The following is a 25,472-nucleotide window of genomic DNA, read 5'->3' on the forward strand; positions in this document are numbered from 1 at the left end:
TGTCTGGCGGGGAGCGATATGTATCATCCCTCGCAATCAAAAGAGGAGCGAGGATGAGGAATGTCGTGAGCAGCGGCGCGGCGAATGTTCGTCGCGTACGGGGATGGCTTGGCCGCGGATGGGTTGCGAGCGCAGCCGCATTGGTCTTGATCGGCTGCGGTGGCGGTGGAGGCGGCGGGGGCGGCTCGGCGTTGCCTCCGCTTGTCATCGGGGGCGGCAATCCGCCCGGCGCGACTTCATATGTGATCGGTGGCGAGGTGGCTGGCCTTTCGGGCGCAGTCGTCCTGCAGAACAACGGGTCCGATGACCTGAACCTGAGCGCCAGCGGCCCCTTCAAATTCGCCAAGCAAGTCCCCGCAGGAAATCCCTATGCAGTGACCGTGGCACGTCAGCCCACCGGTCAGACCTGCGCGGTCAATGGCGGCGTCGGCTCCGCAGCGGGACCTGTCGACAGCGTGCGTGTCGTGTGTTCCCACCAGACATTCGAACTCGGCGGCACGGTCTCGGGGCTGACGGGCACGGTGGTGCTGCAGAACAATGACGGGGACGACCTGAGCCTGAGCGGAAGCGGGAGTTTCCGGTTTGCGTCCGTTCTTCCGCTCGGCAGTGCCTATCGTGTGACGGTGCGCACACAACCGGCATCGCAGACCTGCACGGTCGCGCAGGGAGAAGGGCGTGTGGAGGGCGTCGTCGGCAGCGTTGCCGTGACCTGCGTGAATGTCGGTCCCCCACCTGTGCCTTCGGTGCCCACGGGTCTGAGCGTCGGCTACGACATCAAGACCTACAAGTTCGCCTGGAACGCCAGTGCAGGGGCCACGCACTACCGGTTGTTCGAGGCGTCCCTGGGCCTGTTCATCACGCCGAAGGTCGACAACATCGGCTCGACGAGCTACGAGTACCAGGACGCACTTCTGTTGTCGAGAGCGGACGTGGTCTTTCCCCCCGTGTTTGGGGTGGCCGCATGCAACGCCTCGGGCTGCAGCGCGGTGTCTTCGCCGCTGCAAGTTGATCTAAGCAAGGCCATCGGCTATTTCAAGGCGCCGGTGTCCAAAATCGGAAGTTCCTTTGGGAACCGGGTCACGCTCTCCGGAGACGGCAAGGTCATGGCCGCGGCGACGGCCAGGACGGGCGAAGTGCATGTGTTTTCGCGTGCCGGAACCAACAAATGGCGAATGCAAGCGACGCTGACGGCTGCAAATGCCGACATCGACGACGAGTTCGGCGCCTCCTTGAAGCTGTCCAGGGACGGCTCGGTCCTGATTGTTGGCGCACCGAGCGAGGCCAGCGTTTCAGGTGACCCTTCCGACAACAGCCAGGTGGGGGTAGGTGCCGCGTATGTCTTCGAGCGCTCGGGCGACAACTGGACGCAGCAGGCCTACCTGAAGGGGTCAGCGCACCGCGGGAACTTCGGCAGGGATGTGTCCATTTCCGATGATGGGCGCACGGTGGCGGTGGGAGCCCCTCACGACGTGAGTGATGTGAACCACGGATATGCCTATGTCTTCCAGCGCAACGGCGGAGCATGGGCGTTGGAGGCCAGGGTGCAGGCGCACAACCGTGATCTGGGCGACCAGTTTGGCGGCGCGGTGGCCTTGTCCAGAGACGGCAAGGTGCTGGCCGTGGGTGCGATCGGCGAGTCGAGCGGAGCCGTCGGCAATGGTGCAGACAATTCGGCCTTGTTGGCTGGCGCGGTCTATGTGTACGGGGCGTCGAGCGGGACGTGGACGCAATCGGCGTACCTCAAGGCGGGGACACCGCAAGCTTTCGCTTTCTTCGGCAACGCGGTTGCGCTGAACGCCAACGGCAGCCGCTTGGCCGTGGGCTCTACGGGCGAAACGAATGCGGGCAAGAGCGTGGGGGGATTCGATCCCTCTTCGCCTGTCGTGCAGTCTGCCGGGGCCGTGTTTACGTTCACCCGCAACGCCGATGCGTGGCCACTCGAAAGCTACGTTAAGGCCTCCAACACACATGCATCAGCCGTTTTCGGTTTGTCCGTGGCCTTGTCGGCGGACGGCTCATTGCTGGCCGTAGGGTCTTCGGGCGACAGCGCGGATTCTTCCGGCATCAATGGCAATCCCACGCCTGGAAACACCTTCCTTTCCGGTGCTGTCCATCTGTACGACAACCGGCACGGCAGCTTCATGCATCAAGCGTTCATCAAGGCACCGAACGTCGAGATGGCGGACATGTTTGGACTCTCCGTGGCCATGTCTGGCGATGGGTCCCTGCTGGCCGTGGGCGCCCCTCGTGAAGATGGTGGAACCACAGGCATCAATGGCAATCAGGCAGACAACAGCGGCCCGGAGTCCGGCGCGGTCTACCTGTACTGAGGCTTGTTGATCGGCGGTTGCGGGTGGGTGGAGGGGAGCCCTGGGCTCCCCGACATCCGATCGGCTACACCCACCCCAGCTGCCGCGCCGCCAGCTCCTTCATGATCTCCTCGGCCCCGCCGCCGATCATCATCACCTTGACCTCGCGGTAGATGCGCTCGCTCACCGTGCCGCGCATGAAGCCCATGCCGCCGAGGATCTGCACCGCCTGGTCGGCGCAGAACTGCACGCCCCGGCCTTGGTCGACGTGCAGGGCGAGCCCGGCACCCGCCCCGACATCGTGCAGCGCGCCATCGAGGTCGACGCCGCCCGCCGCACCCAGCTGCTGCGCCAGCTGCTGAAGGACAACGAAGGCACCTGGGACCGCGTGCTGGTGTTCGTCGCCACGCAGCACGCCGCACAGACCGTGGCCGAGAAGCTGTACCGCAACGGCATCTACGCCGTGCCCTTCCATGGCGACATCGCGCAGGGCACGCGCCGCGACATCCTGGCGCAGTTCAAGCAGAGCCGCTGGGACGTGGTGATCGCGACCGACCTGGCGGCGCGCGGCCTGGACATCGCGCAACTGCCCGTGGTCATCAACTACGACCTGCCGCGTTCGCCCACCGACTACATCCACCGCATCGGCCGCACCGGCCGCGCGGGCGCGAGCGGGCTGGCGATCAGCTTCGTGAGCCCCACCACCGAGGCGCACTTCCGCCTGATCGAGAAGCGCCAGGGCCAGCGCGTGCCGCGCGAGCGCATCGCGGGCTTCGAGCCGGTCGAGACGGCGCCGGTGGTGGTCGACACCTCGGGCAACGGCGGCATCAAGGGCGCGCGGCCGAGCAAGAAGGACAAGCTGCGCGCGGCGGCCGCGCTGGCCGCACAGGCGGGCGGTGGGGAAGACGCGGACTGACGCGGACTGACGCGCGTCAGGCGTCAGCCGGCATGAAGGGATGCCGGCGGGTGCTTCGAATGGCTTTCCGCTTCCGTGCGTTGCACGCTATGCGTGCTGCTTGCCGAGAAAGCTCGCCATCAGGTCCACCGGCAGCGGAAACACGATGGTCGTGTTCTTGTCCGCGCCGATCACCGTGAGCGTTTCCAGGTAGCGCAACTGGATGGCCTGGGGCTCCTGCGCCAGCACGCGCGCGGCCTGGAACAGCTTCTCGGACGCCTGCAGCTCGCCCTCGGCATGGATCACCTTGGCGCGGCGTTCGCGTTCCGCCTCGGCCTGCCGTGCGATGGCGCGGATCATGGATTCGGTGAGGTCGATCTGCTTGATCTCGACGTTCGACACCTTGATGCCCCATGAGGCCGTCTGCACGTCCAGCGATTCGCGCACATCCAGGTTGAGCTTTTCGCGCTCGGCCAGCATGTCGTCCAGCTGGTGCTTGCCGAGCACCGAGCGCAACGTGGTCTGGGCCAGCTGGCTGGTCGCGTTGAAGAAGTCCTTGACCTCGATGATGGCCTTGGCCGCATCGACGATGCGGAAGTAGACGACTGCGCTGACCTTCACCGACACGTTGTCGCGCGAGATCACGTCCTGCGTCGGCACTTCGAGCACCACGGTGCGCAGGTCGACGCGCACCACCTGCTGGATGGCCGGGATCACGAACACCAGCCCGGGCCCTGCCACCTTCGAGAAGCGCCCCAGGGTGAACACGATGCCGCGCTCGTACTCCCGGAAGATCCAGATCGCCGAAAAGAGCAGCGCCGCCAGCAGGACCAGAACGACGGCGCCGATGCCATAAGTGAAAGAGAGCATGGTGATCTCCCGCGACTCAGCAAAGGTGCTGAACGGTTGGACACCCGCTGCGCAGCGGCGTTCCGGCCGGGCCGGAAGAAAGGTCGGCGCCGCCGCTACACCCACCCGAGTTGGCGCGCCGCCAGCTCCTTCATGATCTCCTCGGCCCCGCCGCCGATCATCATCACCTTGACCTCGCGGTAGACGCGCTCGCTCACGGTGCCGCGCATGAAGCCCATGCCGCCGAGGATCTGCACCGCCTGGTCGGCGCAGAACTGCATGGTCTGCGTGGCGTGGTTCTTGAGCAGGCAGACCTGCGCCACCCACTCGGGCGCGTTGATGCGGCCCGCCGCTTCGTGCGCATCGCCCTCGGCGGACACGGCCTCGAGCCAGGCCTCGGTCGAGGCGATGCGCATCTGCATGTCGACCAGCTTGTGGCGCACCGCCTGGTGTTCGATGAGCGCGGCGCCGAAGGTCTTGCGCTCGCGCGACCAGGCCAGCGCTTCGTCCAGGCAGGCCTGCGCGAAGCCCAGCGCGCCGGCCGCGAGCCCGACGCGCTCGCCGTTGAAATTGCCCATGACCATGCGAAAACCCGCGCCCTCGTCGCCGAGCAGGTAGCGCGCGGGCACGCGCACGTTGTCGAAGTGCAGCGTGGCGGTGTCGGAGCACAGCCAGCCCATCTTCGCGAGCCGCGTGCGCGAAAGGCCGGGCGTGTCGCCCGGCACCAGCAGCATCGAGAGCCCGCCCGCGCCGCGGGCTTCGCCGGTGCGCACGGCCACGGTGATCCAGTCGGCGCGCATGCCCGAGGTGATGAAGGTCTTCTCGCCGTTCAGCACGTAGTGGTCGCCGTCGCGCTTGGCCGTCGTGCGCACCGCGGCCACGTCGGAGCCGCCGCCGGGTTCGGTGATCGCGAGCGCGGCGATCTTTTCGCCGCGCAGCACGCCCGGCACGACCTCGCGGCGCACCGCGTCGCTGGCGTGCAGCACCACGGGCGGCAGGCCGATGTTGTGCGAGAACAGGCTCGCGAGCACGCCGCCGCTCTGGCCGTGGCGCGCGAGCGCGACCCAGGCCGGCAGCTTGAGCGCATACGAGGCGGGCGTGCCGCCGAGTGCTTCCGGGTAGCCCAGGCCCAGCAGGCCCAGCTCGGCCGCGCGGGCGTACAGCGCGCGCGGGAATTCGCCGGCCTCGTCCCAGGCCTGCACGTTCGGTGCGATCTCGGCCTGGGCGAAGCGGCGCACCGTGTCGGCGAGCGCTGCACGGTCGGCCTGCAGTTCCGCGTCCATGGCGTGCCCGGTCAGCCGCGCGGCGGGCGCTTGGCGATGCCCATGGTCTTGGCGAGGATGCCGAGCATCACCTCGTCGGCGCCGCCGCCGATGGAGCCCAGGCGGCCGTCGCGGTACAGGCGCGAGACGCGGTTCTCCAGCGTGAAGCCCATGCCGCCCCAGAACTGCAGGCAGGTGTCGGCCACCTGGCGCGTGAGGCGGCCGGTCTTGAGCTTGGCCATCGACGCGAGTTCGAGCACGTCTTCGCCCTTCACGTGCAGGTCGCAGGCGCGGTAGGTGAGGGCGCGCAGCGCCTCCACCTCGGTCTTGAGTTCGGCCAGCTTGAACTGCACCCACTGCTGGTCGGCCAGCGTGGCGCCGAACATCTGGCGCTGCTGCGCCCATTCGATGGTCTGCGAGATGCAGTCGTCCATCGGTGCGAGCGAACTGGCCGCGCACCACAGGCGCTCTTCCTGGAACTGCTGCATCTGGTAGACGAAGCCCTGGCCCTCCTCGCCGATGCGGTAGCGTTGCGGCACGCGCACGTTGTCGAAATAGATGAGGCCGGTGTCGCTCGAGTCCATGCCGATCTTGCGGATCTTCTTGGCCTTCTCGATGCCGGGCAGGTTCATCGGCACCATCACGAGCGACTTGTTGCGGTGCACCGGGCCTTCGCTGGTGTTGACCAGCATGCACATCCAGTCGGCCTGCAGGCTGTTGGTGATCCACATCTTCTGGCCGGTGATGAGGTAGTCGTCGCCGTCCTTCTTCGCATAGGTCTTCAGGCCCGCCACGTCGCTGCCCGCGCCGGGCTCGCTGACACCGATGCAGCCGACCGTGTCGCCCGCGATGGCGGGCACCAGGAACTCGCGGCGCAGTTCGTCGCTGCCGAAGCGCGCGAGCGCGGGCGTGCACATGTCGGTCTGCACGCCGATGGCCATCGGCACGCCGCCACAGCTGATGTGGCCCAGCCCCTCGGCGAAGGCCATCGCGAACGAGTAGTCGAGCCCGGCGCCGCCGAAGGCCTCGGGCTTGTTCAGTCCCAGCAGGCCGAGGTTGCCGAGCTTCTTGAAGACCTCGTGCGCGGGAAAGATCTCGGCCTCTTCCCATTCGTCGACGTGGGGGTTGATCTCCTCGTCGATGAACCGGCGCAGGGTGTTCTGCATCTCGAGGTGTTCATGGGTGTACTGCATGGCGGGTCTCCGTTCGTTCGTTCGCTCGTTACTTGTCCTGGAACACGCGCGGTGTCTGCGCGAGGTGAAAGCCGTCGTAGGGCCGCACCGCGGGGCGCTGCTGCGCCTGCGCGTCGGGCAGTTCCATCGGCCAGCCCATGCGCGCCTGCGGGCGCGCGCCGTCCACGCGCAGCACGGTGCCGCTGATGAAGGCGGCGGCCGGGCCCAGCAGGAAGGCGATGGCGGCGGAGGTCTCGGCCTCGTTGCCGAAGCGGCCCGCGGGCACGGTCTTGCGCATGGCGCGCAGCATGTCGCCGGCCTCGGGCGGGTAGTGGTCCATGCCGCTGGAGGCGATGTAGCCCGGCGCCACGGCGTTCACGCGCACGCCGCTCACGGCCCATTCGGCGGCGGCGGTCTCGGTGAAGCTCACCATGCCGGCGCGCGCGGCGCCGCTGTGGCCCATGTTCGGCATCGACCCCCAGATGTCGGCCACGATGTTGACGATGGCGCCGCCGTGCGCCTGCATGCTCTGCAGGTAGCACTCGCGCGCCACCAGGAAGCCGCCCGTGAGGTTGGTGTGGATCACCGCCTCCCAGCCCTTGGCCGAGATGGCGGCCAGCGGCGTGATGTACTGGCCGCCCGCGTTGTTGACCAGCCCGTCGATGCGCCCGTGCGCTGCGACGATGGCCTTCACGGCGTCGCGCACGGCGTCTTCCTGGCGGATGTCGAAGGCCTGCGTGCTGGCGTTGCCGCCGGCCGCTTCGATCTCGGCGCGCACCGCGTCGAGCTTCTCGGGCTTGCGGCCGACCAGCACGACGTGGGCGCCGAGCGAGGCCAGTTCGTGCGCGGTGCAGCGGCCGATGCCCGAGCCGCCGCCGGTGACGACGATGCATTGCCCGGCGAACAGGCCGGGCGCGAAGACGGAGCGGTAGTGGGATGCGTTCATTCGACAGGTTCTCGAAAAAAGGGAGAGGCCTTCAGGCCTCGGCGATCTCGGCCACGATGTGGCGCGCGGCCACCTGCGTGCCCACGGTCACATGCAGCGCCGCGACGCGGCCCGCGCGCGGTGCGCAGTGCACGTGTTCCATCTTCATGGCTTCGAGCGTGACCAGCGGCTGGCCTGCCGAGACGGTGTCGCCCTCGGCGGCGAGCAGCGCGACCACGCGGCCGTTCATCGAGGCGCGCAGCAGGCCGTCGCCGCCGCCCGCGTCGGCGCGCGGAACGGCCACGTGCGTGAGGTCGTCGAGGCGGTGGGCGCGGCCGTCGAAATGGAAGTCGACGCGTTCGGCGCACCGCACGACCTGCGCCTGCGCGGCCACGCCGTCGCAGGCGAAGCGCAGCAGGCCGTCGTCCGACAGCGCCAGCAGCGCGAGCGTGGTCGGCGCGGCGTCGTCCAGCACGACCTCGAAGCGCGCTGCGCCGCGCGGCGTCACGCGCGCTGTGTGCACCGCCCCGTCGAGCGCAAAGCGCAAGGCGTTGGGCAGCGTGTGCGCCAGCGGCGAGGGCCAGCCGCGCGCGCCGGTCTGCAGCAGCAGGGCCGCGAGCAGGGCGGTGCGTGTGTCGCTCGCGGTGTCGGCGGCCAGCAGCGCGTCGAGGTGGTCGCCGATGAAGGCGGTGGTCGCACCGCCGCCCGCGAACACCGGGTGCGCGAGCGCGCGCTGCAGCAATGCCTGGTTGGTCGGCAGGCCCAGTGCGACCGTGTCGCGCAGGCCCGCCAGCAGCCGCTGCCGAGCTTCGTCGCGCGTGCGGCCCGAGGCGATGAGCTTGGCGATCATCGAGTCGTAGAAGGGCGGCACTTCGGCGCCGTCGCGCAGCGCGTGTTCGGTGCGCAGAGCCGGTGACGTGCGCCATGCGCTCAGCGTGCCGCTCTGCGGCAGGAAGCCCTGCTGCGGGTCTTCGGCGCACAGGCGCACCTCGATCGCATGGCCGGTGATGCGCACATCGTCCTGCACCAGCGGCAGCGGCTCGCCGGCCGCCACGCGCAGCTGCAGTTCGACGAGGTCCAGCCCCGTCACCGCTTCGGTCACGGGATGCTCCACCTGCAGCCGCGTGTTCATTTCCATGAACCAGTACTGGCCTTGCGCGTCGAGCAGAAACTCGAGCGTGCCCGCGCCTTCGTAGGCGATGGCCTTGGCGGCGGCCACGGCGGTGGCGCCCATGCGCGCGCGCAGCGCGGCATCGACGGCCGGCGAGGGCGCTTCCTCGATCACCTTCTGGTGGCGCCGCTGCACCGAGCAGTCGCGCTCGCCGAGGTGGATCGCATGGCCGTGGCGGTCGGCAAACACCTGGATCTCGATGTGGCGCGGCGCGACGATGGCGCGCTCCAGGATCACGGTGGTGTCGCCGAAGGCATGCAACGCCTCGGACTGCGCACTCTGCAATTGCTCGGCGAAGGCGCCGGCCGAGGCCACGAGCCGCATGCCGCGCCCGCCGCCGCCGGCCGTGGCCTTGATCATCACGGGCCAGCCGATGCGTTCGGCCTCGGCGGCCAGCGTGGCGGTGCTTTGATCGTCGCCCTGGTAGCCGGGAATGCACGGCACGCCGGCCGCCTGCATGAGCCGCTTGGCGCCGGCCTTGTCGCCCATCGCGACGATGGCCTCGGGCGAAGGGCCGATGAAGACCAGCCCCGCATCGCGGCAGGCCTGCGCGAACGCGGCGTTCTCGGCGAGGAAGCCATAGCCCGGATGCACCGCGTCGGCGCCACTGGCACGGGCCGCTGCAACGATCGACTCGATGTTCAGGTAGCTCTGCGCGGGCAACGGCTCGCCGATGCACACGGCCTCGTCGGCCTGGCGCACATGCTCGGCGTCTGCGTCGGCGCGCGAGTACACGGCGACCGTGCGGTAGCCCATGGCGCGCGCGGTGTGCATCACGCGCACGGCGATCTCGCCGCGGTTGGCGATCAGGATCTTGTGAAAGGTGCTCATGGCCGTGCCACCGAAAACTGCATGGGTTGCGGCGCACGCGCCTCGGCGTCGCGGCAGATCGACAGCGCCTCGGCCAGCACGGCGCGCGTGTCGCGCGGGTCGATCACGCCGTCGTCCAGCAGCAGCGCGCTGGTGGTGAAGACGCTCATCTGGCGTTCGAAGCGCTCGACGATCTGGCGCTGCATCGCGTCGATCTTGTCGCGATCGACGGCACCCTTGCGGGCCATGCCGGCCTCCATCACGATGGCCATGGTCTGCGCCGCCTGCTCGCCGCCCATCACGGCGGTGCGTGCGTTGGGCCAGCTGAAGCAGAAGCGCGGCGCAAAGCCGCGCCCGCACATGCCGTAGTTGCCCGCGCCGTACGAGGCGCCGCAATGCAGCGTGATCTGCGGCACGTTGGCGCTGGTCACGGCCTGGATCATCTTGGCGCCGTGCTTGATGATGCCGGCCTCCTCGTGCGCGCGGCCCACCATGTAGCCCGTGATGTTCTGCAGGTAGACGATGGGCGTGCGCGACTGGCAGCAGGCCTGGATGAAGTGCGTGGCCTTGGTGGCGCCGTCGGAATCGATGGGGCCGTTGTTGGTGATGATGCCCACCGCATGCCCTTCGAGGCGGATGTGGCCGCAGACCGTGGCGCTGCCGTAGTGCTCGCTGAAGGCCAGGAACTCCGAGCCGTCGGCGATGCGCGCGATGACCTCGCGCATGTCCACCGGCCGGCGGCCGTCGGCGGGCATGAGGCCCATCAGCTCTTCGGCGTCGTGGCGCGGCGGTGCGAAGGTGCGCGGTGCCTCGTCGCGCGCCCAGTCGATGCCGCCGAGGATGGCGCGCGCGATGCGCAGCGCGTCGCGGTCGTCCTCGGCCAGGTAGTCGCCCAGGCCCGAGATGTGGGTGTGCATGACGGCGCCGCCCAGTTCTTCCTCGGTGGCGATCTCGCCGGTGGCGGCCTTCAGCAGCGGCGGCCCGGCCAGGAAGGCCCGGGTGCGGTCGCGCACCATCACGATGTAGTCCGACAGGCCCGTCTGGTAGGCGCCGCCCGCGGTCGAGGAGCCGTGCGTCACCGTCACCACAGGCAGGCCCGCGGCCGAGAGCCGCGCGAGGTTGCGGAAGATGTTGCCGCCGCGCACGAAGTCCTGCACGCGGTACTGCATGAGGTTGGCGCCTGCGCTTTCCACCAGCTGGATGAAGGGCAGCTTGTTCTCCAGCGCGATCTCGTGCAGGCGCAGCTGCTTGTCCAGCCCCATGGGCTGCAGCGCGCCGGCGTCGATGCCGGAGTCGGAGGCGCTGATCATGCAGCGCACGCCCGCCACGCGCCCGATGCCGGCGATCAGGCCGCCGCCGGGCACGCTTTTCGAAAGGTCGGGGTTGTCCTGGCCCAGGCCTGCGAGCGTGGCCAGCGGCAGGAAGGGCGCGCCGGTGTCCAGCAGCAGCGCGAGGCGTTCGCGCGGCAGCAGCTGGCCGCGCCTGGCGAAGCGCTCGGCCGAGGCGCTGGAGGCGGCCACGGCGCGGGCTTCGTGGGACCGGACCTGGTCCAGCAGCGAGAGCATGCTGGCGCGGTTGGCCTGGTAGGCGTCTCCGGCGGTGTGCAGCCGGGATTCGAGGAAGGGCATGGGGGTCTGTGCGGTGCGCGCGTGTCGTTTCGCACAGACTTTAGGAGGCGGGCCCCCGGCCCGCTTGCGCCAACTAGCTGGGGCGCACGCGCCGTTGTGCAGCGGGCGCGGCGTCGAGGCTGCTGCCCGTGACCACCCAGTAGATGAAGATCAGCACCGCGCCGGCCGTGCCGAACACCGTGAGGCCCATGTAGCTGCCGCCCAGCGAGAGCGCGTCGACCGGGGCGGCCGCCGTGCAGATCATGCTGGCCGCGCTCATGCCCACGTAGTGCATGGTGCACACCGCCACGCCCATCACGGCGGCGGCGGCCACCTGGTGGCTCAGCTTGCGCAGGTTGAAGGCCAGCCACAGGGCCGCGGCGGCGGCCGTGATGGCGATGACCACCGACAGCGCGACCATGCTGAAGTCGAAGCTCATCGTGGCCCGCATGTTCATCGCGAACATGCCCATGTAGTGCATCACGCACACGCCCAGGCCCGCCAGCAGGCTGCCCGCCAGCCAGCCCGAGCGGCTGAACTTGGCGCGCCCGCCCGCCAGGTACAGCGCAATGCCCGAGATCAGGATGGCCGCCACCAGCGACACGATGGTCAGCGGCATGTTGTACGCGATGCCGAAGGGCAGCCGGTAGGCCAGCATGCCGATGAAGTGCATCGACCAGATGCCGATGCCCCCCAGCGCCACCGCGGCGCAGGCCACGATGGCCAGGTTGGGTTTGCCGTCGGCACCGACCATGCGCCCGGCACAGATCAGGGCCACCAGCGAGCCGAAGAAGGAAATGACGAACGAAAGCGCGACCAGCCCCAGGGAGTATTCGGGCGATAGCACTTGGCCTACGACGAGTGGAGTCATGCGATGTCCCTTCGGAAAGAGCGCTTCGCAGACCCCGACTGCCCTATGCGATCGGAACGCTGCGACGCGTCCCGACCAGTTTGTAATATGTGTTTATAAAAGTAAACAGAAACTTGTACTAATTGTTACCCTGAATGACAGGCCGAATTCGATAGATCGAATTGTTCCTGTCGGCCGCCACGTAGACCGTGCCGTCGCGGCCCACGGCCACGCCCGTCATCACGTACGGCGGGGGCAGGCCGGGCCCGGCGGCCAGGCCGATGGGCAGGTTCTCGGCGACGGTGCGGCGGGTGCCGGTGGCCGGGTCGATCTCGACCAGCCGGCGTGCCGCGCTCTCGGCCACGATGAAACTGCCCCACGGCGTCTGGGCCAGGCCCTCGGGCAGCGCCAGCCCGTCGGCCACGGTGCGCAGGGGCGCGCTGGCGTCCAGCGGAATGCGCAGCAGCTTGCCGGCCGCCTCGGTCACGTAGAGCGCGCCGTCCTGGCCGACCACCAGTTGCACCGGGCCGTTCAGACCGCTGGCCAGCACTGACTTCTCTGCAAACTTCGGCCCACTGGCGCGCGTGATGCTGCCGGTGGCGAGCTCGGCGTAGATCACGCTGCCGTCGGGCATGGGCAGCGCGTCGAACGGGGCCTTCAGGCCGTGGATCGTTTCCACCGTCTTCAGCGTCTGGCGGTCGACCAGCTGCACCGAGCCCGTGAACCATGAGGTCAGCGCGAACAGCCTGGGCGACAGCCCGACCGCGAAGGGGTAGTCGAGCTCGGGGTCGCGCTGCATGCGGAACACGTCGCGCACCTCGCCGGTGCGCACGTCGACCTGCCGGAAGCCGAAGACGTCGGCCACCCACAGGTCGTTGCCGTCGATCTTCAGGCCCGCGGGCACCGCCACCTTGCCGCTGGTGAGCGTGCGCAGCTCGCCGGTGGCGGGGTTGAAGGCCTGCACCTCGTTGTTGGCCATGTTCGAGACGTAGATGGTCCCGTCGGGTGCGATGGCGAGGTTGTCGAGCGACGGGCGCAGCTGCTTGGCGACGGTCTTGCGGCCCGAGGCCAGGTCCACCTTCACCAGCTCGCCGCTGCGTGCATCGACGACCCACAGGTTGCCCTTGCCGTCGAGGTTGGCGGCGGCGGGGATCTTGAAGCCGTCGGCGATCACGGTCAGATTGCCGTTCGCCGGGTCGATCTTCACGACCTGGCCCTTGAACCACAGCGGGCCGTAGAGCAGGCCGTCGGGCCCGACCTCGAAGCCGTTGAAGCCGCCCATGTCCTTCTTGATGAGCCGGGGCGGCTGCTTGCCTTCGCGGTCGATCTCCCACAGCGCATCGCCCAGGAACACCTGCGAGGCGTAGAGCTTGCCGTTCTTGCGATCGAAGTCGAGGGAGTTCAGGCCGGGCAGGTCCTTGGCGAGCACGCGCAGCGGCGCGCTGTCGTTCTCGCGGTAGCGCAGCATGCCCATGAGGTAGTTGGTCCAGGCCAGCTCGCCCTTCGGGCCGACCGCGATGTCGTCGGCCTGGCCTTCGGGTGCGTCGATCAGCACCTTGGCGGCGCCGGTCTGGCGGTCGACCTCCCACAGCGTGTTGCCGAGCACGGAGCCCGCCAGCAGCCGGCCCTTCGCATCGATGGCCAGGCCGTGCACGCCCGCGAAGGACGACGGGGCCACGAGCACTTCGGGCGCGGCCCAGGCGGCGGGGCGCTTGGGCGGTGGCGACAGCGAGCTGCAGGCGGCGAGCAGGGCGAGGGCGGCGGTCAGCGCGGCAGCGCGGATCGTGCGACGGGGCATGGCGATCTCCTCTGGGGTTGGCGTTGTGGATGCGGCAGTGCGCCCGCAGTCTAGGAGCCGGAGGAGGCCGCGCAGTCGCTCGCGAGACTGGATGCGGACTTTCGTCCGCTGCGGATAACCCGCAGCGCCCGATGATTCTTCAGCCGCGCAGCAGCTGCGTCGCCGTGTGGATCAGCAGCCCCACCAGCCCGCCCACCAGCGTGCCGTTGATGCGGATGAACTGCAGGTCGCGCCCGATGTGGCGCTCGAGCTCGTCGGTCATCTCGTGCGCGTTCCACTCGCCCACGCGCTCCTCGATGTAGCGGCGGATGTCCTCCCGGTAGCGCTCGATGGCCGCCGGCGCGGCGGCTTCGAGTTGCTCGTTGATCCAGGCGCGGATCGCCGCGTCGTTCTGCAACCGCTGGCCCAGCGCGCCGGCCATGGTGGCGATGCGCTGGCGGATGGTCGAGTCGGGGCGCCCCAGGTCGTCGTGCAGCCAGCCCAGCAGCTCGCCCCACAGGCCGTGCAGGTAGTCGCCCAGCGCGGGGTGCGCGATGAGCTCGGCGCGGATCTGCTCGCCGCGCTGCTGGAACTCGGGGTCGAGCTTCAGGCGCACCACGAAGTCGTCCACGAAGTGGTCGAAGCGCCGGCGCATCGGGTGGTCGGGCTCGGCCGCCAGTTCGGCCAGCGTGCGCGCGATGGCGGCCACGATCTTGCGCGTGGCGAGCTTGGCCGCCACCTGGTCCAGGCCCACGTAGCGCAGCGTCTTGATCTCGCGCGCGATGGCCTCGGTGATGTGCGCCTGCACCTCGTCGCCGTCGAGCAGCTCGGCCACCTGCTGCAGCACGTCGTCCAGCAGCGCCTGGTGGCGCCCGCCGGCCGTGAGCGCATCGAGTGCCTGGCCGGTGAGGCGCGAGAGGTCGATCTTGGCCAGGCCGGCCGCCGCGGCGCGGCCCATGAAGTCGCGCACCCGTTCGTCGTCGAAGGCGGCCAGGCCGTAGCGCGTGGCGGCCACGCCCCATTCGCCGAGCCGCTCGCCGCTGGCGGGCCGGGCCAGCCACTCGGCGATGCGTCCCGCCGCATCGAACTGGCGCAGCTTGGCCAGCACCTGGGCGGTGCTCAGGAAGTTGTCGCAGATGAAGCCCGCGAGCTTGGCGCCGATGCGGTCCTTGTTGCTCGGGATGATCGCCGTGTGCGGAATCGGCAGGCCCAGCGGGTGGCGAAACAGCGCCACCACCGCGAACCAGTCGGCAATGGCGCCGACCATCGCGGCCTCGGCAAAGGCCGCCACGTAGCCCCAGGCCGGGTGCTGGCCGTGCAGCGCGCTGGCCAGCGCATACAGCGCCGCCGCCGCGCACAGCAGGCCGAGCGCGACGCGTTTCATGCGTTGCAGTGCGCCGCTGCCGTGGTCTTCAGCCAATGGTGTGCGAGGTCGCGAGGCGCTCCATGAACAGCTCGCAGCGCGCGAGCTGCTCAAGACTCACGAACTCGTCGGGCTGGTGCGCCTGCTCGATGCTGCCGGGGCCGCACACCACCGTGGGGATGCCGGCGTTCTTGAACAGGCCCGCTTCGGTGCCGAAGGCCACCAGCGTGGTGCGGTCTTCGCTGGCCAGGCGCTGCGCGAGCAGCGTGACCGGGTCGCCGGCCGCACCCAGGAAGCTCGGGATCTCGCAGATCGTTTCGAACTTGAAGCCGGCGTCGGGCGCCACCTTCTTCATGGCGGGCTCGATGCTCGCGGCGTACGCCAGCACGTCGGACTGCATGCGCTTGGCGTCGGCCGTGGGCAGGTCGCGGAATTCGTAGCGGAACTCGGCGTCGCGCGGCACCACGTTGTCGGCAATGCCGCCGTGGAACTGGCCCACGCTGGCGGTGCTGAAGGGCACGTCGAAGCCGTCGTAGCGCGGCTCGCTGCGCTCGAAGTCCTCGGCCATGTCGCGCACCTTGCCGATCACGCGCGCGGCCATCTCGATGGCGTTGACCGACTTCGGCGTGAGCGACGAATGCGCCTCCTTGCCGCGCACGCAGCACTTATAGCGGTACACGCCCTTGTGGGCGATGGCCGGCACCATGCTGGTGGGCTCGCCCACGATGCAGGCCAGCGGCTTGATGCCGGCGTCGCGCATGTCGGCAATGAGTTCGCGCACGCCGAAGCAGCCGATCTCTTCTTCATACGTGAAGGCGAAGTGCACGGCGAAGGGCGCGTCGCCCTCGAGGAAGCGCTGGGCGTTGGCCAGCGCGATCGCGATGTAGCTCTTCATGTCGGCCGAGCCGCGGCCGTACAGGCGCTCGTTCTGCACCACGGCCGACAGCGGGTCGACGCTCCAGGCCTGGCCGTCCCAGGGCACCGTGTCGGTGTGGCCCGAGAGGATCACGCCGGCCGGCTTGCCCTCGCCCAGCGTGGCGAACAGGTTCGCCTTGGTGCGCTCGGCGTTGTAGGTGATGCGGCTCTTCACGCCGAGGGCGGCGAGGTGCGCCTGGGCGAAGTCGATCAGCTCGAGGTTGCTGTTTGCGCTCACCGTGTTCATGCGAACCAAGGTTTGCGCCATCAAGAGGCTCTGGGGAGAAAGCGTGTGCTGCATGCAACAGATTGTCCGGGAAGTTGAACGCCCGCGCAGATGGGTATCGGCGTTGTCACGCACAGCGGGTAGCCTGCCTCCTCTTTTTTCTTTGTTTGGATGGAGAAGACAACATGCGCATGTCCCTGCAGATCACCCTGACCGCCGCGGCCGCCCTGAGCCTGGCCGCCTGTGGCACCACCGGCCCGGCGGCGAACAAGCTGCTCACGCTGGACGGCAACCCGCCGCTGGTCATCGCCCACCGCGGCGCCTCGGGCTACCTGCCGGAACAGACGCTGGAGTCGTACGCCCGCGCCATCGAACTGGGCGCCGACGTCATCGAGATGGACCTGGTCTCCACCAAGGACGGCGTGCTCATCGCCCGCCACGACCCCAACCTGGCCATCAGCACCGACGTGGCCAAGCACCCCCGCTTCGCCTCGCGCAAGAAGACCATCCAGGTCGACGGCGAGACCCAGACCGGCTGGTTCAGCAACGACTTCACGCTGGCCGAGATCAAGACCCTGGGCGGCATCTCGACCGACGCGGAGCGCCCGCAGGAATTCAACGGCAAGTTCAAGGTCGTGACCTTCCAGGAGATCATCGATTTCGCCAAGGCCAAGACGAAGGAAACCGGCCGCACCATCGCGATCTACCCGGAAACCAAGAACCCGACCTACTTCCGTGACCTGGGCATGCCCATGGAAGACAAGGTCATCGCCGCCATCAACGCCGCCGGCTGGAACAGCAAGACCGCGCCCATCTACGTGCAGTCGTTCGAGCCCGGCAGCCTCAAGTACATGAAGAGCAAGGGCCTGAACACCCGGCTCATCCAGCTGATCGACGGCGACGGCATTGACATGAAGACCGGCGCCATGACCTACGCCGTGCCGGTCGACCGCCCCTACGAGTGGACCAAGGCCGGCGACAAGCGCAACTTCGACGTCATGGTCACGCCCGCCGGGCTGGCCGAGATCAAGACCTACGCCGACGGCATCGGTCCCTGGAAGCGCTACATCGTGAGCGTCAAGGGCACCGTGGGTGCCGACGGCAAGGTGGTGGACGTCAACAAGGACGGCAAGATCAACGACGCCGACGCCACCTCGATGGCCCCCACCACGCTGATCGCCGACGCCCACAAGGCGGGCCTGTTCGTTCACCCCTTCACGTTCCGTAACGAATCGCGCCGGCTCGCGTCCGACTACAACAAGGACGGCAAGAACGAATACGCGGTCTATTACAAGCTCGGCGTCGATGGCGTGTTCACCGACTTCACCGACACCGCGCTGGCCGCGCGCGCCGAGTACCTGAAGAGCATCGGCCGCTGAGGGTTTGCCCGGCACGGTCTTTGCGGCGCTGGACGCAAAGCCTAGACTGTGTCCTATGAAACTCATCGACTCGCTCGTCACGCAGGCGGCCGGCATCGCGGCCGTCCGGCGTGACCTTCATGCCCACCCTGAACTCTGTTTCGAAGAAGTCCGCACCGCCGACGTGGTGGCAGGCAAGCTCACCGAATGGGGCATCCCCATCCACCGCGGCCTGGGCACCACCGGCGTGGTCGGCATCGTCAAGAACGGCACCAGCAACCGCGCCGTCGGCCTGCGCGCCGACATGGACGCGCTGCCCGTCACCGAGCTCAACACCTTCGCCCACGCCAGCCAGCACCACGGCAAGATGCACGCCTGCGGCCATGACGGCCACACGGCGATGCTGCTCGCGGCGGCCCAGCACCTGGCCAACCACCGCAATTTCGACGGCACCGTCTACCTGATCTTCCAGCCGGCCGAAGAGGGCGGCGGCGGCGCGCGCGAGATGATCAAGGAGGGCCTGTTCGAGCAGTTCCCCATGGACGCCGTCTTCGGCATGCACAACTGGCCCGGCATGAAGGCCGGCCAGTTCGCCGTGAGCCCCGGCCCGGTGATGGCCTCGGGCAACAAGTTCCATGTGAACGTGGTCGGCAAGGGCGGCCACGCCGCGCTGCCGCAGACCGGCATCGACCCGGTGCCGATCGCCTGCGAGATCGTGCAGGCCTTCCAGACCATCCTCACTCGCAAGATGAAGCCGACCGATTCGGCGGTGATCTCGGTCACCACCATCCATGCCGGTGAGACCAACAACGTGATCCCCGACAACTGCGAGCTGTCGGGCACCGTGCGCACCTTCTCGCTCGAGGTGCTCGACATGATCGAGGCCAAGATGAAGCAGATCAGCGAGCACATCTGCGCCGCGCACGACGCCACCTGCGAGTTCCGCTTCGAGCGCTACTACCCGCCGACCATCAACACCGAGGCCGAGGCCGACTTCGCGCGCCGCGTGATGGGCGGGATCGTCGGCCCCGAGAACGTGCTCAAGCAGGAGGCCGCCATGACCTCGGAAGACTTCGCCTTCATGCTGCAGGCCAAGCCCGGCGCCTACGCCTTCATCGGCAACGGCGACGGCTCGCACCGCGACGTGCACCACGGCGAAGGCCCGTGCACGCTGCACAACGCGAGCTACGACTTCAACGACGACCTCATCCCGCTGGGCGCGACCTGCTGGGTGCAGATCGCCGAGCAGTTCCTGAAGCCCGGCACCGGCGGCGCAGCGGCATGATCGGCATCGGCGAGGCCTTTTCGCCGCGCTACGCCCAGGCGCGCCAGAAGTTCCTGCAGGGCTGCGTCAGCGCCGGCCTCACGGTCGAGCCGCACGCGCACCCGCTCAAGGGCCGCGACGGCGAAGAGCTGTCGATGGACGTGGCGCTCGACGGCGACGCCAACGCCGAGCGGCTGCTCGTCGTCACCAGCGCCTGCCACGGCGTCGAGGGCCACTGCGGCAGCGGCGTGCAGGTGTTCGCGCTGCACGACGCCGAGTGGCGCGAGAAGGCCAAGGCGCAGGGCGTGGCGGTGCTGTACGTGCATGCGCTGAACCCGCACGGCTTTTCGTACGGCCGCCGCGTGACGCACGAGAACGTCGACCTGAACCGCAACTTCCTCGACTTCTCGAAGCCCGTGCCGGTGAACGAGCCCTACGCCAAGCTGCATCCGCTGCTGCTGCCCGACACCTGGCCGTCGACGCCGGACAACCAGGCCGCGATCGAGAAGTGGATCGAGAAGCACGGCGCCACGGCCTACCAGGCGGCTGTCACCAGCGGCCAGTACCAGTTCGACGACGGCCTGTTCTTCGGCGGCAAGGCGCCCACCTGGAGCAACAAGACCATCCGCAGCGTGCTGCGCCGCCATGCAGGCCATGCGAAGCGCCTGGCCTGGATCGACCTGCACACGGGCCTCGGCCCCAACGGCCTGGGCGAGCGCATCTTTGCCTGCCGCGACGACAAAGTCGCCTATGCTCGCGCCAACGCTTGGTGGGGCACGCCGGCGGCGCCCGTCACCTCGATCTACGACGGCTCCTCGACCTCGGCGCTGCTGCGCGGCCTGATGTGGGACGCCGTGTACGAAGAGTGCCCGCAGGCCGAGTACACCGGCATCGCGCTCGAATACGGCACGCTGCCGATGCTCGAAGTGACCGGCGCCCTGCGCGCCGACCACTGGCTGCACAAGCACCCGGACGCGCCGGCCGATCTGGCCGATGGCATCCGCGCGCGCATGGTGGAGGCGTTCTACACGGACAGCGACGCCTGGCGCGGCCAGATCGTGAGCCAGGCGCGGCAGGCGATGTTCCAGGCGGTGGACGGCCTTTCGGCCTGACCGCACCCCAGCCGCGTGCCCTCGTGCCCAGGACACTGGGTGCTTCCCGCAGCGAAATCAAGGAGGAGGGCGAAGCCCGGGGGACATTCGCGGAGGGAAGTACCCGGTGGCCTGGGCACGCCCCCCGAACCAGAGCGCGAAAAAACTAAGTCCGCACCCGCCCGTCCGCAGTCAGCATCGACAGCTCGACAAACTTCGAAGCCACATGGCTCTTCGAAGAGAACGACACCTCGAAGCCGCCGAACTGCTGCCGCTCGATGCTTTCCAGCCCCGCGATCAGCCCGTCGCGCGTGCCCTTGCCGCCCGGTGCGCGGCGCAGCCCCTCGGTCAGCACCTTGGCGGCCAGGTAGCCTTCCATGCTCGAGAAATTGGCGCTCGCGCCGCCGCCGGCCTTACGCACCGCTTCGGTGAACTCGCGCGCCAGCGCATTCGCCTGGTTGTAGGGCGAGGGCACCACCTGCGTGACCATCACGCCCGCCGCCTCCTTGCCCAGCTCGTCCGCCAGCGCCTGCGTGCCCACGAACGAGAGGTTGAAAAACACGCCGCCGTAGCCCGCCTTGCGCATCTCTCGGATGAACGCCGCGCAGGCCTTGTAGGCACCGACCTGGACCACCGCGGCCGGCTGGCTCGCCATGATCGTCTTCACCGCCGCGGCCACGTCGGCCGAGTTGCGCTCCACCGTGGCCAGCGCCACCGGCTTGAGTTCCTGCTGGGCCAGCGCCAGCGTCACGCCGTCGAGGCCGGCCTTGCCGTAGGCGTCGTTCTGGTAGAAGACCGCGATCTTCTTCATGCCCAGGTGGGTGAGCTGTTTCACCATCAATGCCGTCTCGTCGTTGTACGAAGCGCGCAGATGGAACACGTTGCGGTGAAAAGGCTCGCGCAGTGACATCGCGCCCGTGAACGGCGCGATGAACGGCACCTTGTCCTTCACCGCCAGCGGCAGCGCGGCCAGGCTGGTCGGCGTGCCGATGTAGCCGAACAGCGCGAACACGTCCTCGCCGATCAGCTTCTGTGTGTTGGCCGCGCAGCGGTCGGGCTCGTAGCCGTCGTCCAGGTTCTTGATGACCACGTCGCGCTGGCCCGGCTGGGCGTTGTGCTGGTCCAGGAACAGCTTGGCGCCCTGGTGGAACTGGATGCCCAGCTGCGCGGCCGGCCCCGTGAACGGCGCCGACTGGCCCAGCACCAGCGGCGTGTCGCCCTGCGCCCGGGCGATGCCGAAGCCGCCCAGCGTGGCGGCGGCCGCCGTGGCGATCGAAAAATGCCTGCGATTCAATTGCATCGTCATGGTGAAATCCTCCCTCTGCCCTGTGTGTTGATACTCAAATTAGACTTGTCCGATGGCCCACGCAACGGATTCCCTTCTCGACACGCCCGACGCCTCCGCACCTTCCACGGTGCTGGGCGCCTGCCCGCACGATTGCCCCGACACCTGCGCGCTCGTCACCACCGTCAAGGACGGCGTGGCGGTGAAGCTGCAAGGCAACCCCGCCCACTCGCACACCGGCGGCGTGCTGTGCACCAAGGTGTCCCGATACATCGAACGCAATGACCATGCCGAGCGGCTCGTGCAGCCCCTGAAACGCGTCGGTCCCAAGGGCAGCGGCCGCTTCGAGCCCGTCTCGTGGGAGGCTGCATTGGACGATATCGCCGCGCATCTTCGGGGATTGCAGTCGGAACCGGAAGCAATTCTCCCCTACAGCTATGCGGGCACCATGGGCCTCGTGCAGGGCGAATCGATGGACCGGCGCTTCTTCCACAAGCTGGGCGCCTCGCTGCTGGACCGCACCATCTGCTCGATGGCGGGCGGCGAAGCCATGGTCTACACGCTGGGCGCCAAGGTCGGCATGCGCATCGAGTTCTTTGCCGAGGCCAAGCTCATCCTGATCTGGGGCAGCAACTCCATCGCCAGCAACCTGCACTTCTGGCGCCATGCCCAGGCCGCCAAGCGCGCCGGCGCGCGGCTGGTGTGCATCGACCCGCGCAAGACCGAAACCGCCGACAAGTGCGACGAGCACATCGCGCTGCTGCCCGGCACCGACGCCGCGCTGGCGCTGGCGCTCATGCACGAGCTCATCGTGCACGACTGGCTCGACCACGACTACATCGCCAACCACACGCTGGGCTGGGAGCAGCTGCGCGAGCGCGCGCTGCAGTGGCCGCCGTCGCGCGCCGCCGAGGTCTGCGGCATTCCCGAAGCACAGATCGTCGCGCTGGCCCAGGCCTACGGCACGACGAAGCCCGCCGCGATCCGCCTGAACTACGGCATGCAGCGCGTGCGCGGCGGCGGCAACGCGGCGCGCGCCATCGCCTGCCTGCCGGCGCTGGTCGGCGCCTGGCGCGACCGCGCGGGCGGCCTGCTGCTCAGCAGCTCGGGCCACTACCCGGTCGACCGCGCCGCACTGCAGCGCCCCGACCTGCTGGCCGGGCGCAAGCCGCGCACGATCAACATGAGCACCATCGGCGATGCGCTGCTCGACACCACCAAGCCCGTGAAGGCCCTCGTGGTCTACAACAGCAACCCGGTCGCGGTGGCGCCCGAGTCGGCCAAGGTGGTGGCGGGCTTCGCGCGCGAAGACCTTTTCACCGTGGTGCTCGAGCAGTTCCGCACCGACACCGCCGACTACGCCGACTACCTGTTGCCTGCCACCACGCAGCTCGAGCACTGGGACATCCACTGCAGCTACGGCCACACCGACGTGCTGCTGAACCGCCCGGCCGTCGCGCCGCGCGGCGAGGCCCGCAGCAACGCCTGGGTGTTCCGCGAACTGGCGCGCCGCCTGGGTTTCGACGAGCCCTGCTTCTCGGAGAGCGACGAGTCGTTGTGCCGCACCGCCTTCGCCGAGAAGGCGATCGATTTCGAGCAGCTGCGCGCGCAAGGCTTCACCAGCCTGAAGCTGGCCGAGGCGCCGTTCGCCGAAGGCACGTTCCCCACGCCTTCGGGCCGCTGCGAGTTCTTCAGCGAGCGCCTGCAGGCCATGGGCATGGACGGCCTGCCCGACCACGTGCCCAACTGGGAGCCGGCCGGCAGCTCGACCGAATTCCCGCTGGCGATGATCTCGCCGCCGGCGCGCAACTTCCTCAATTCGACCTTCGTCAACGTGACCAGCCTGCGCGCCATCGAGGTCGAGCCGCTGCTCGAGATCCATGCCGACGACGCCGCCGCGCGCGGCATCGAGCACGGCGCGACGGTGCGCGTGTTCAACCAGCGCGGCGAGCACCGCTGCCGTGCCGAGGTGTCGCGCCGCGCGCGCCAGGGCGTGGTGCACGGCATGGGCATCTGGTGGCGCAAGCTCGGCATGGACGGCACCAACGTCAACGAGCTGACCAGCCAGCGCCTGACCGACATCGGCCGCGGCCCGACCTTCTACGACTGCCTGGTGCAGGTCGAAAAGGCGTGATGCGACGGCTGCGCGCGCCCGCGCTGGCATTGGCCGGCGCGCTTTTTTTGAGCGGCTGCGCCGACCTCGGCTACTACTGGCAATCGGCCAACAGCCACCTCGACATCCTGCGCGCGGCCAAGCCCGTGCCCGAATGGCTGGCCGACCCGGCCGTGGGCGCGCCGCTCAAGGCCAAGCTCGAGCTCGCCCAGCGCATCCGCCGTTTCGCATCGAGCGAACTCGGCCTGCCCGACAACGCGAGCTACACCTCGTATGCCGACCTGCACCGCCCCGCGGCCGTGTGGAACGTGGTGGCCGCGCCGCCGTACTCGCTCACGCTCAAGAGCTGGTGCTTCCCGGTCGCGGGCTGCGTGGGCTACCGCGGCTACTACGACGAAGCCGCCGCGAAAACCGAGGCCGAGGCGCAGAAGACCAATGGACTCGAAGTGGCCGTGTACCCCGTGCCGGCCTACTCCACGCTGGGCTGGATGAACTGGGCCGGCGGCGATCCGCTGCTGTCCACCTTCATCGGCTACCCCGAGGGCGAGCTGGCGCGCCTCGTGTTCCACGAGCTGGCGCACCAGGTGCTCTATGTGCCGGGCGACACGGTGTTCAACGAGTCGTACGCCACGGCCGTCGAGCGCATCGGCGGCGCGATGTGGCTGCAGCGCGAGGCCGGTGAGGCGGCGCGCGCCGAGTACGCGCAGTTCAATGCACAGCGGCAGGACTTCCGTGCGTTGGCGCTCAACACGCGCCGCGCGCTCACGCAGGTGTACGAGTCGCCCGAAGCCAAGGCCAAAGACTGGACGAAGGTCGAGGCGCAGAAGCAAGCCGCCATGGCCGACTTCCGCGAGCGCTATGCCGCGCTGAAGGCCGCATGGACCGGCCCGCGCCAGAACGCTTACGACGGCTGGGTGGCGCGCGCCAACAATGCAGCCTTCGGTGCGCAGGGCGCGTATGACGACCTGGTGCCGGGCTTCGAGGCCCTGTTCGAACGCGAGGGCCGCGACTGGCCGCGCTTTTACACTGCGGTGCGGCGCATTGCCGCGCTGCCCACGACGGAAGAGCGCCGCAGCGCCCTGCAGGCCGCCACGGGTATCCTGCACACCCATGCGCGCCACGGCCGCACACACGACAACAACGGAGACGACGGTGCCTGACATCCAAATCGAACGCAACCACACGCTGGGCATTGCCGGCGCCCGCGAAGTCGCGCGCCAATGGGTGCATCAGGTCGAGCAGGACTACGGTCTCGAATGCACCTACACCGAGGGCACCGACTGCGACCGGGCCCAGTTCAGCCGCGCGGGCATCGACGGCACGGTGGAGGTCACGGCCGACACCTTCCGGCTCGAGGCGACGCTGGGTTTCCTGTTCAGCAGCTTCAGCGACCAGATCGAGCAGAAGATCTCGCGCAACCTCGACGCGCTGCTCGCCGAACCGCAGGGCGGCACCCGCTTCGCCTGAGGCGGAGGTTTTTCTTCTTCAGGCGATGGTGTAGCCGCCATCGACCGGCAGCGCCACGCCGCTGACCATCGACGCGCCGTCTGACAGCAGGAACAGGATCGGCGCGACCACTTCGTCGACCTGCGCGAAACGTCCCAACGGAATGTTCTGGAGCGCTGCCGCGCTCTTGGCCGGATCGGACCATGCCTGCTCGGCCATGGGCGTGAGCGTGACGGTCGGGTTCACGCTGTTCACGCGGATGCCGTACGGCCCGAATTCGAGGCACAGCGCACGCGTGACGGCGTCCATCGCCGCCTTCGAGGCGCTGTAGCAAAGGTGCGCGTCGAGCGCGACCAGCGAGGCCTGGCTCGACACGTTGACGATGCTGCCGCGCACGCCGGCCGCGATCATGGCCCGGCCGCAGCGCGCGGCCACGAGCGCTGCGGCGCGTGCGTTGACGGCCATCACGGCGTCGAAGCTCCCGGCCTGCAGGTCGATGGCGCGCTCGATGCGTGTGGTGCCAGCGCAGTTCACTACGAGGTCGAACGCGGGCAGCGGGGCGAGCGCCTCTTCCAATGCGGTGACGTCGGCCACGTCCAGGGCCAAGGGCAGGCAGCCGGACTCGGCTTGCAATGCTCCCAGCGCGTCGGCGTTGCGGCCCACGGCGGTGACTTGTGCGCCTGAGTGCGCGAGCTGTGCTGCGACTGTGCGGCCGATGCCGCTGCTGGCGCCTGTCACGAGGGCGCGCTTGCCTGAGAAGTCGTAGGTGGGTGTCATGGTGTTC

At 68.8% G+C, this 25,472-nt stretch carries 19 protein-coding genes and 2 pseudogenes; 8 read left to right on the plus strand and 13 right to left on the minus strand.

What is annotated here, in order from left to right; translation table 11 throughout:
• The first annotated feature begins 53 nt into the window (after nt 1-53).
• Nucleotides 54-2,330, plus strand: a complete 2,277-nt coding sequence (locus tag AC1RAA_RS26960) for a hypothetical protein (protein WP_492731518.1) — start codon at nt 54-56, stop codon at nt 2,328-2,330.
• A gap of 64 nt (nt 2,331-2,394) precedes the next feature.
• Here the strand turns inward: AC1RAA_RS26960 and AC1RAA_RS26965 are convergent.
• Nucleotides 2,395-2,559, minus strand: a pseudogene (locus AC1RAA_RS26965) (acyl-CoA dehydrogenase family protein); the annotation flags it as partial.
• Here AC1RAA_RS26965 and AC1RAA_RS26970 point away from each other — a divergent pair.
• Nucleotides 2,554-3,225: pseudogene (locus AC1RAA_RS26970) on the plus strand (helicase-related protein); the annotation flags it as partial. The pseudogenes AC1RAA_RS26965 and AC1RAA_RS26970 overlap by 6 nt on opposite strands.
• A gap of 87 nt (nt 3,226-3,312) precedes the next feature.
• Here the strand turns inward: AC1RAA_RS26970 and AC1RAA_RS26975 are convergent.
• From AC1RAA_RS26975 to argE, 10 genes are all read right to left on the minus strand, one after another.
• Nucleotides 3,313-4,074 carry a slipin family protein gene (locus tag AC1RAA_RS26975; RefSeq protein WP_095743242.1) on the minus strand — a complete coding sequence of 254 codons (762 nt, stop codon included), beginning with the start codon at nt 4,072-4,074 and terminating at the stop codon, nt 3,313-3,315.
• A 95-nt stretch (nt 4,075-4,169) separates the two neighbouring features.
• Complete coding sequence (locus AC1RAA_RS26980; protein WP_492731520.1) at nt 4,170-5,336, minus strand: acyl-CoA dehydrogenase family protein; 1,167 nt, start codon at nt 5,334-5,336, stop codon at nt 4,170-4,172.
• An 11-nt stretch (nt 5,337-5,347) separates the two neighbouring features.
• Nucleotides 5,348-6,508 carry an acyl-CoA dehydrogenase family protein gene (locus tag AC1RAA_RS26985; RefSeq protein ID WP_159273533.1) on the minus strand — a complete coding sequence of 387 codons (1,161 nt, stop codon included), beginning with the start codon at nt 6,506-6,508 and terminating at the stop codon, nt 5,348-5,350.
• Between the two features lie 28 nt (nt 6,509-6,536).
• The gene (locus tag AC1RAA_RS26990) at nt 6,537-7,433 is read right to left on the minus strand and encodes an SDR family NAD(P)-dependent oxidoreductase (RefSeq protein WP_492731522.1); all 897 of its coding nucleotides are present in this window, start codon (nt 7,431-7,433) and stop codon (nt 6,537-6,539) included.
• 31 nt (nt 7,434-7,464) lie between these two features.
• Nucleotides 7,465-9,414: an acetyl/propionyl/methylcrotonyl-CoA carboxylase subunit alpha gene (locus tag AC1RAA_RS26995; RefSeq protein ID WP_492731524.1), complete on the minus strand. Its 1,950-nt coding sequence runs from the start codon at nt 9,412-9,414 to the stop codon at nt 7,465-7,467.
• Nucleotides 9,411-11,021: an acyl-CoA carboxylase subunit beta gene (locus AC1RAA_RS27000; RefSeq protein ID WP_492731525.1), complete on the minus strand. Its 1,611-nt coding sequence runs from the start codon at nt 11,019-11,021 to the stop codon at nt 9,411-9,413. The genes AC1RAA_RS26995 and AC1RAA_RS27000 overlap by 4 nt, the downstream gene beginning before the upstream one ends.
• 73 nt (nt 11,022-11,094) lie before the next feature.
• Entirely contained in the window at nt 11,095-11,871 is a 777-nt protein-coding gene (locus AC1RAA_RS27005; RefSeq protein ID WP_062472795.1) for an MHYT domain-containing protein, read from the minus strand.
• A gap of 118 nt (nt 11,872-11,989) precedes the next feature.
• On the minus strand, nt 11,990-13,648 hold the full coding sequence (locus AC1RAA_RS27010; RefSeq protein WP_492731526.1) for a Vgb family protein: 1,659 nt from the start codon (nt 13,646-13,648) through the stop codon (nt 11,990-11,992).
• Between the two features lie 139 nt (nt 13,649-13,787).
• Nucleotides 13,788-15,011, minus strand: coding sequence for a DUF445 domain-containing protein (locus AC1RAA_RS27015; RefSeq protein WP_492740662.1), 1,224 nt, complete (start codon nt 15,009-15,011; stop codon nt 13,788-13,790).
• Nucleotides 15,012-15,039: 28 nt separating this feature from the next.
• Entirely contained in the window at nt 15,040-16,206 is a 1,167-nt protein-coding gene (gene argE / locus AC1RAA_RS27020; protein ID WP_095950723.1) for an acetylornithine deacetylase, read from the minus strand.
• Between the two features lie 110 nt (nt 16,207-16,316).
• Between argE and AC1RAA_RS27025 the strand changes: the two genes are divergently transcribed.
• The 3 genes from AC1RAA_RS27025 to AC1RAA_RS27035 are packed head-to-tail and all read left to right on the plus strand — an operon-like array spanning nt 16,317 to nt 19,865.
• Nucleotides 16,317-17,510, plus strand: a complete 1,194-nt coding sequence (locus AC1RAA_RS27025) for a glycerophosphodiester phosphodiesterase (protein WP_492731529.1) — start codon at nt 16,317-16,319, stop codon at nt 17,508-17,510.
• 55 nt (nt 17,511-17,565) lie between these two features.
• Nucleotides 17,566-18,774, plus strand: coding sequence for a M20 aminoacylase family protein (locus AC1RAA_RS27030; protein ID WP_492731531.1), 1,209 nt, complete (start codon nt 17,566-17,568; stop codon nt 18,772-18,774).
• Nucleotides 18,771-19,865 (plus strand): M14 family metallopeptidase, encoded by a 1,095-nt coding sequence (locus tag AC1RAA_RS27035; protein WP_492731533.1) that lies wholly within the window; start codon nt 18,771-18,773, stop codon nt 19,863-19,865. Before AC1RAA_RS27030 ends, AC1RAA_RS27035 begins: the two co-directional genes overlap by 4 nt.
• 145 nt (nt 19,866-20,010) lie before the next feature.
• Here the strand turns inward: AC1RAA_RS27035 and AC1RAA_RS27040 are convergent, their stop codons facing one another.
• Nucleotides 20,011-21,144: an ABC transporter substrate-binding protein gene (locus tag AC1RAA_RS27040; protein ID WP_492731630.1), complete on the minus strand. Its 1,134-nt coding sequence runs from the start codon at nt 21,142-21,144 to the stop codon at nt 20,011-20,013.
• 58 nt (nt 21,145-21,202) lie between these two features.
• On the opposite strand from AC1RAA_RS27040, the gene AC1RAA_RS27045 reads away from it, so the two are divergent.
• From AC1RAA_RS27045 to AC1RAA_RS27055, 3 genes are read left to right on the plus strand one after another with little or no spacing between them, the layout of a single operon-like run.
• Nucleotides 21,203-23,263, plus strand: a complete 2,061-nt coding sequence (locus AC1RAA_RS27045) for a molybdopterin-containing oxidoreductase family protein (protein WP_492731535.1) — start codon at nt 21,203-21,205, stop codon at nt 23,261-23,263.
• Complete coding sequence (locus AC1RAA_RS27050; RefSeq protein WP_492731537.1) at nt 23,263-24,402, plus strand: aminopeptidase; 1,140 nt, start codon at nt 23,263-23,265, stop codon at nt 24,400-24,402. Before AC1RAA_RS27045 ends, AC1RAA_RS27050 begins: the two co-directional genes overlap by 1 nt.
• Nucleotides 24,395-24,709: a polyhydroxyalkanoic acid system family protein gene (locus AC1RAA_RS27055; protein ID WP_095743253.1), complete on the plus strand. Its 315-nt coding sequence runs from the start codon at nt 24,395-24,397 to the stop codon at nt 24,707-24,709. The genes AC1RAA_RS27050 and AC1RAA_RS27055 overlap by 8 nt, the downstream gene beginning before the upstream one ends.
• 18 nt (nt 24,710-24,727) lie before the next feature.
• On the opposite strand, the gene AC1RAA_RS27060 is transcribed toward AC1RAA_RS27055, so the two are convergent.
• Nucleotides 24,728-25,465 carry an SDR family oxidoreductase gene (locus tag AC1RAA_RS27060; RefSeq protein ID WP_492731539.1) on the minus strand — a complete coding sequence of 246 codons (738 nt, stop codon included), beginning with the start codon at nt 25,463-25,465 and terminating at the stop codon, nt 24,728-24,730.
• Between the last annotated feature and the right edge of the window lie 7 nt (nt 25,466-25,472).

Source organism: Variovorax sp. GW823-FHT04F07 (assembly GCF_058795995.1).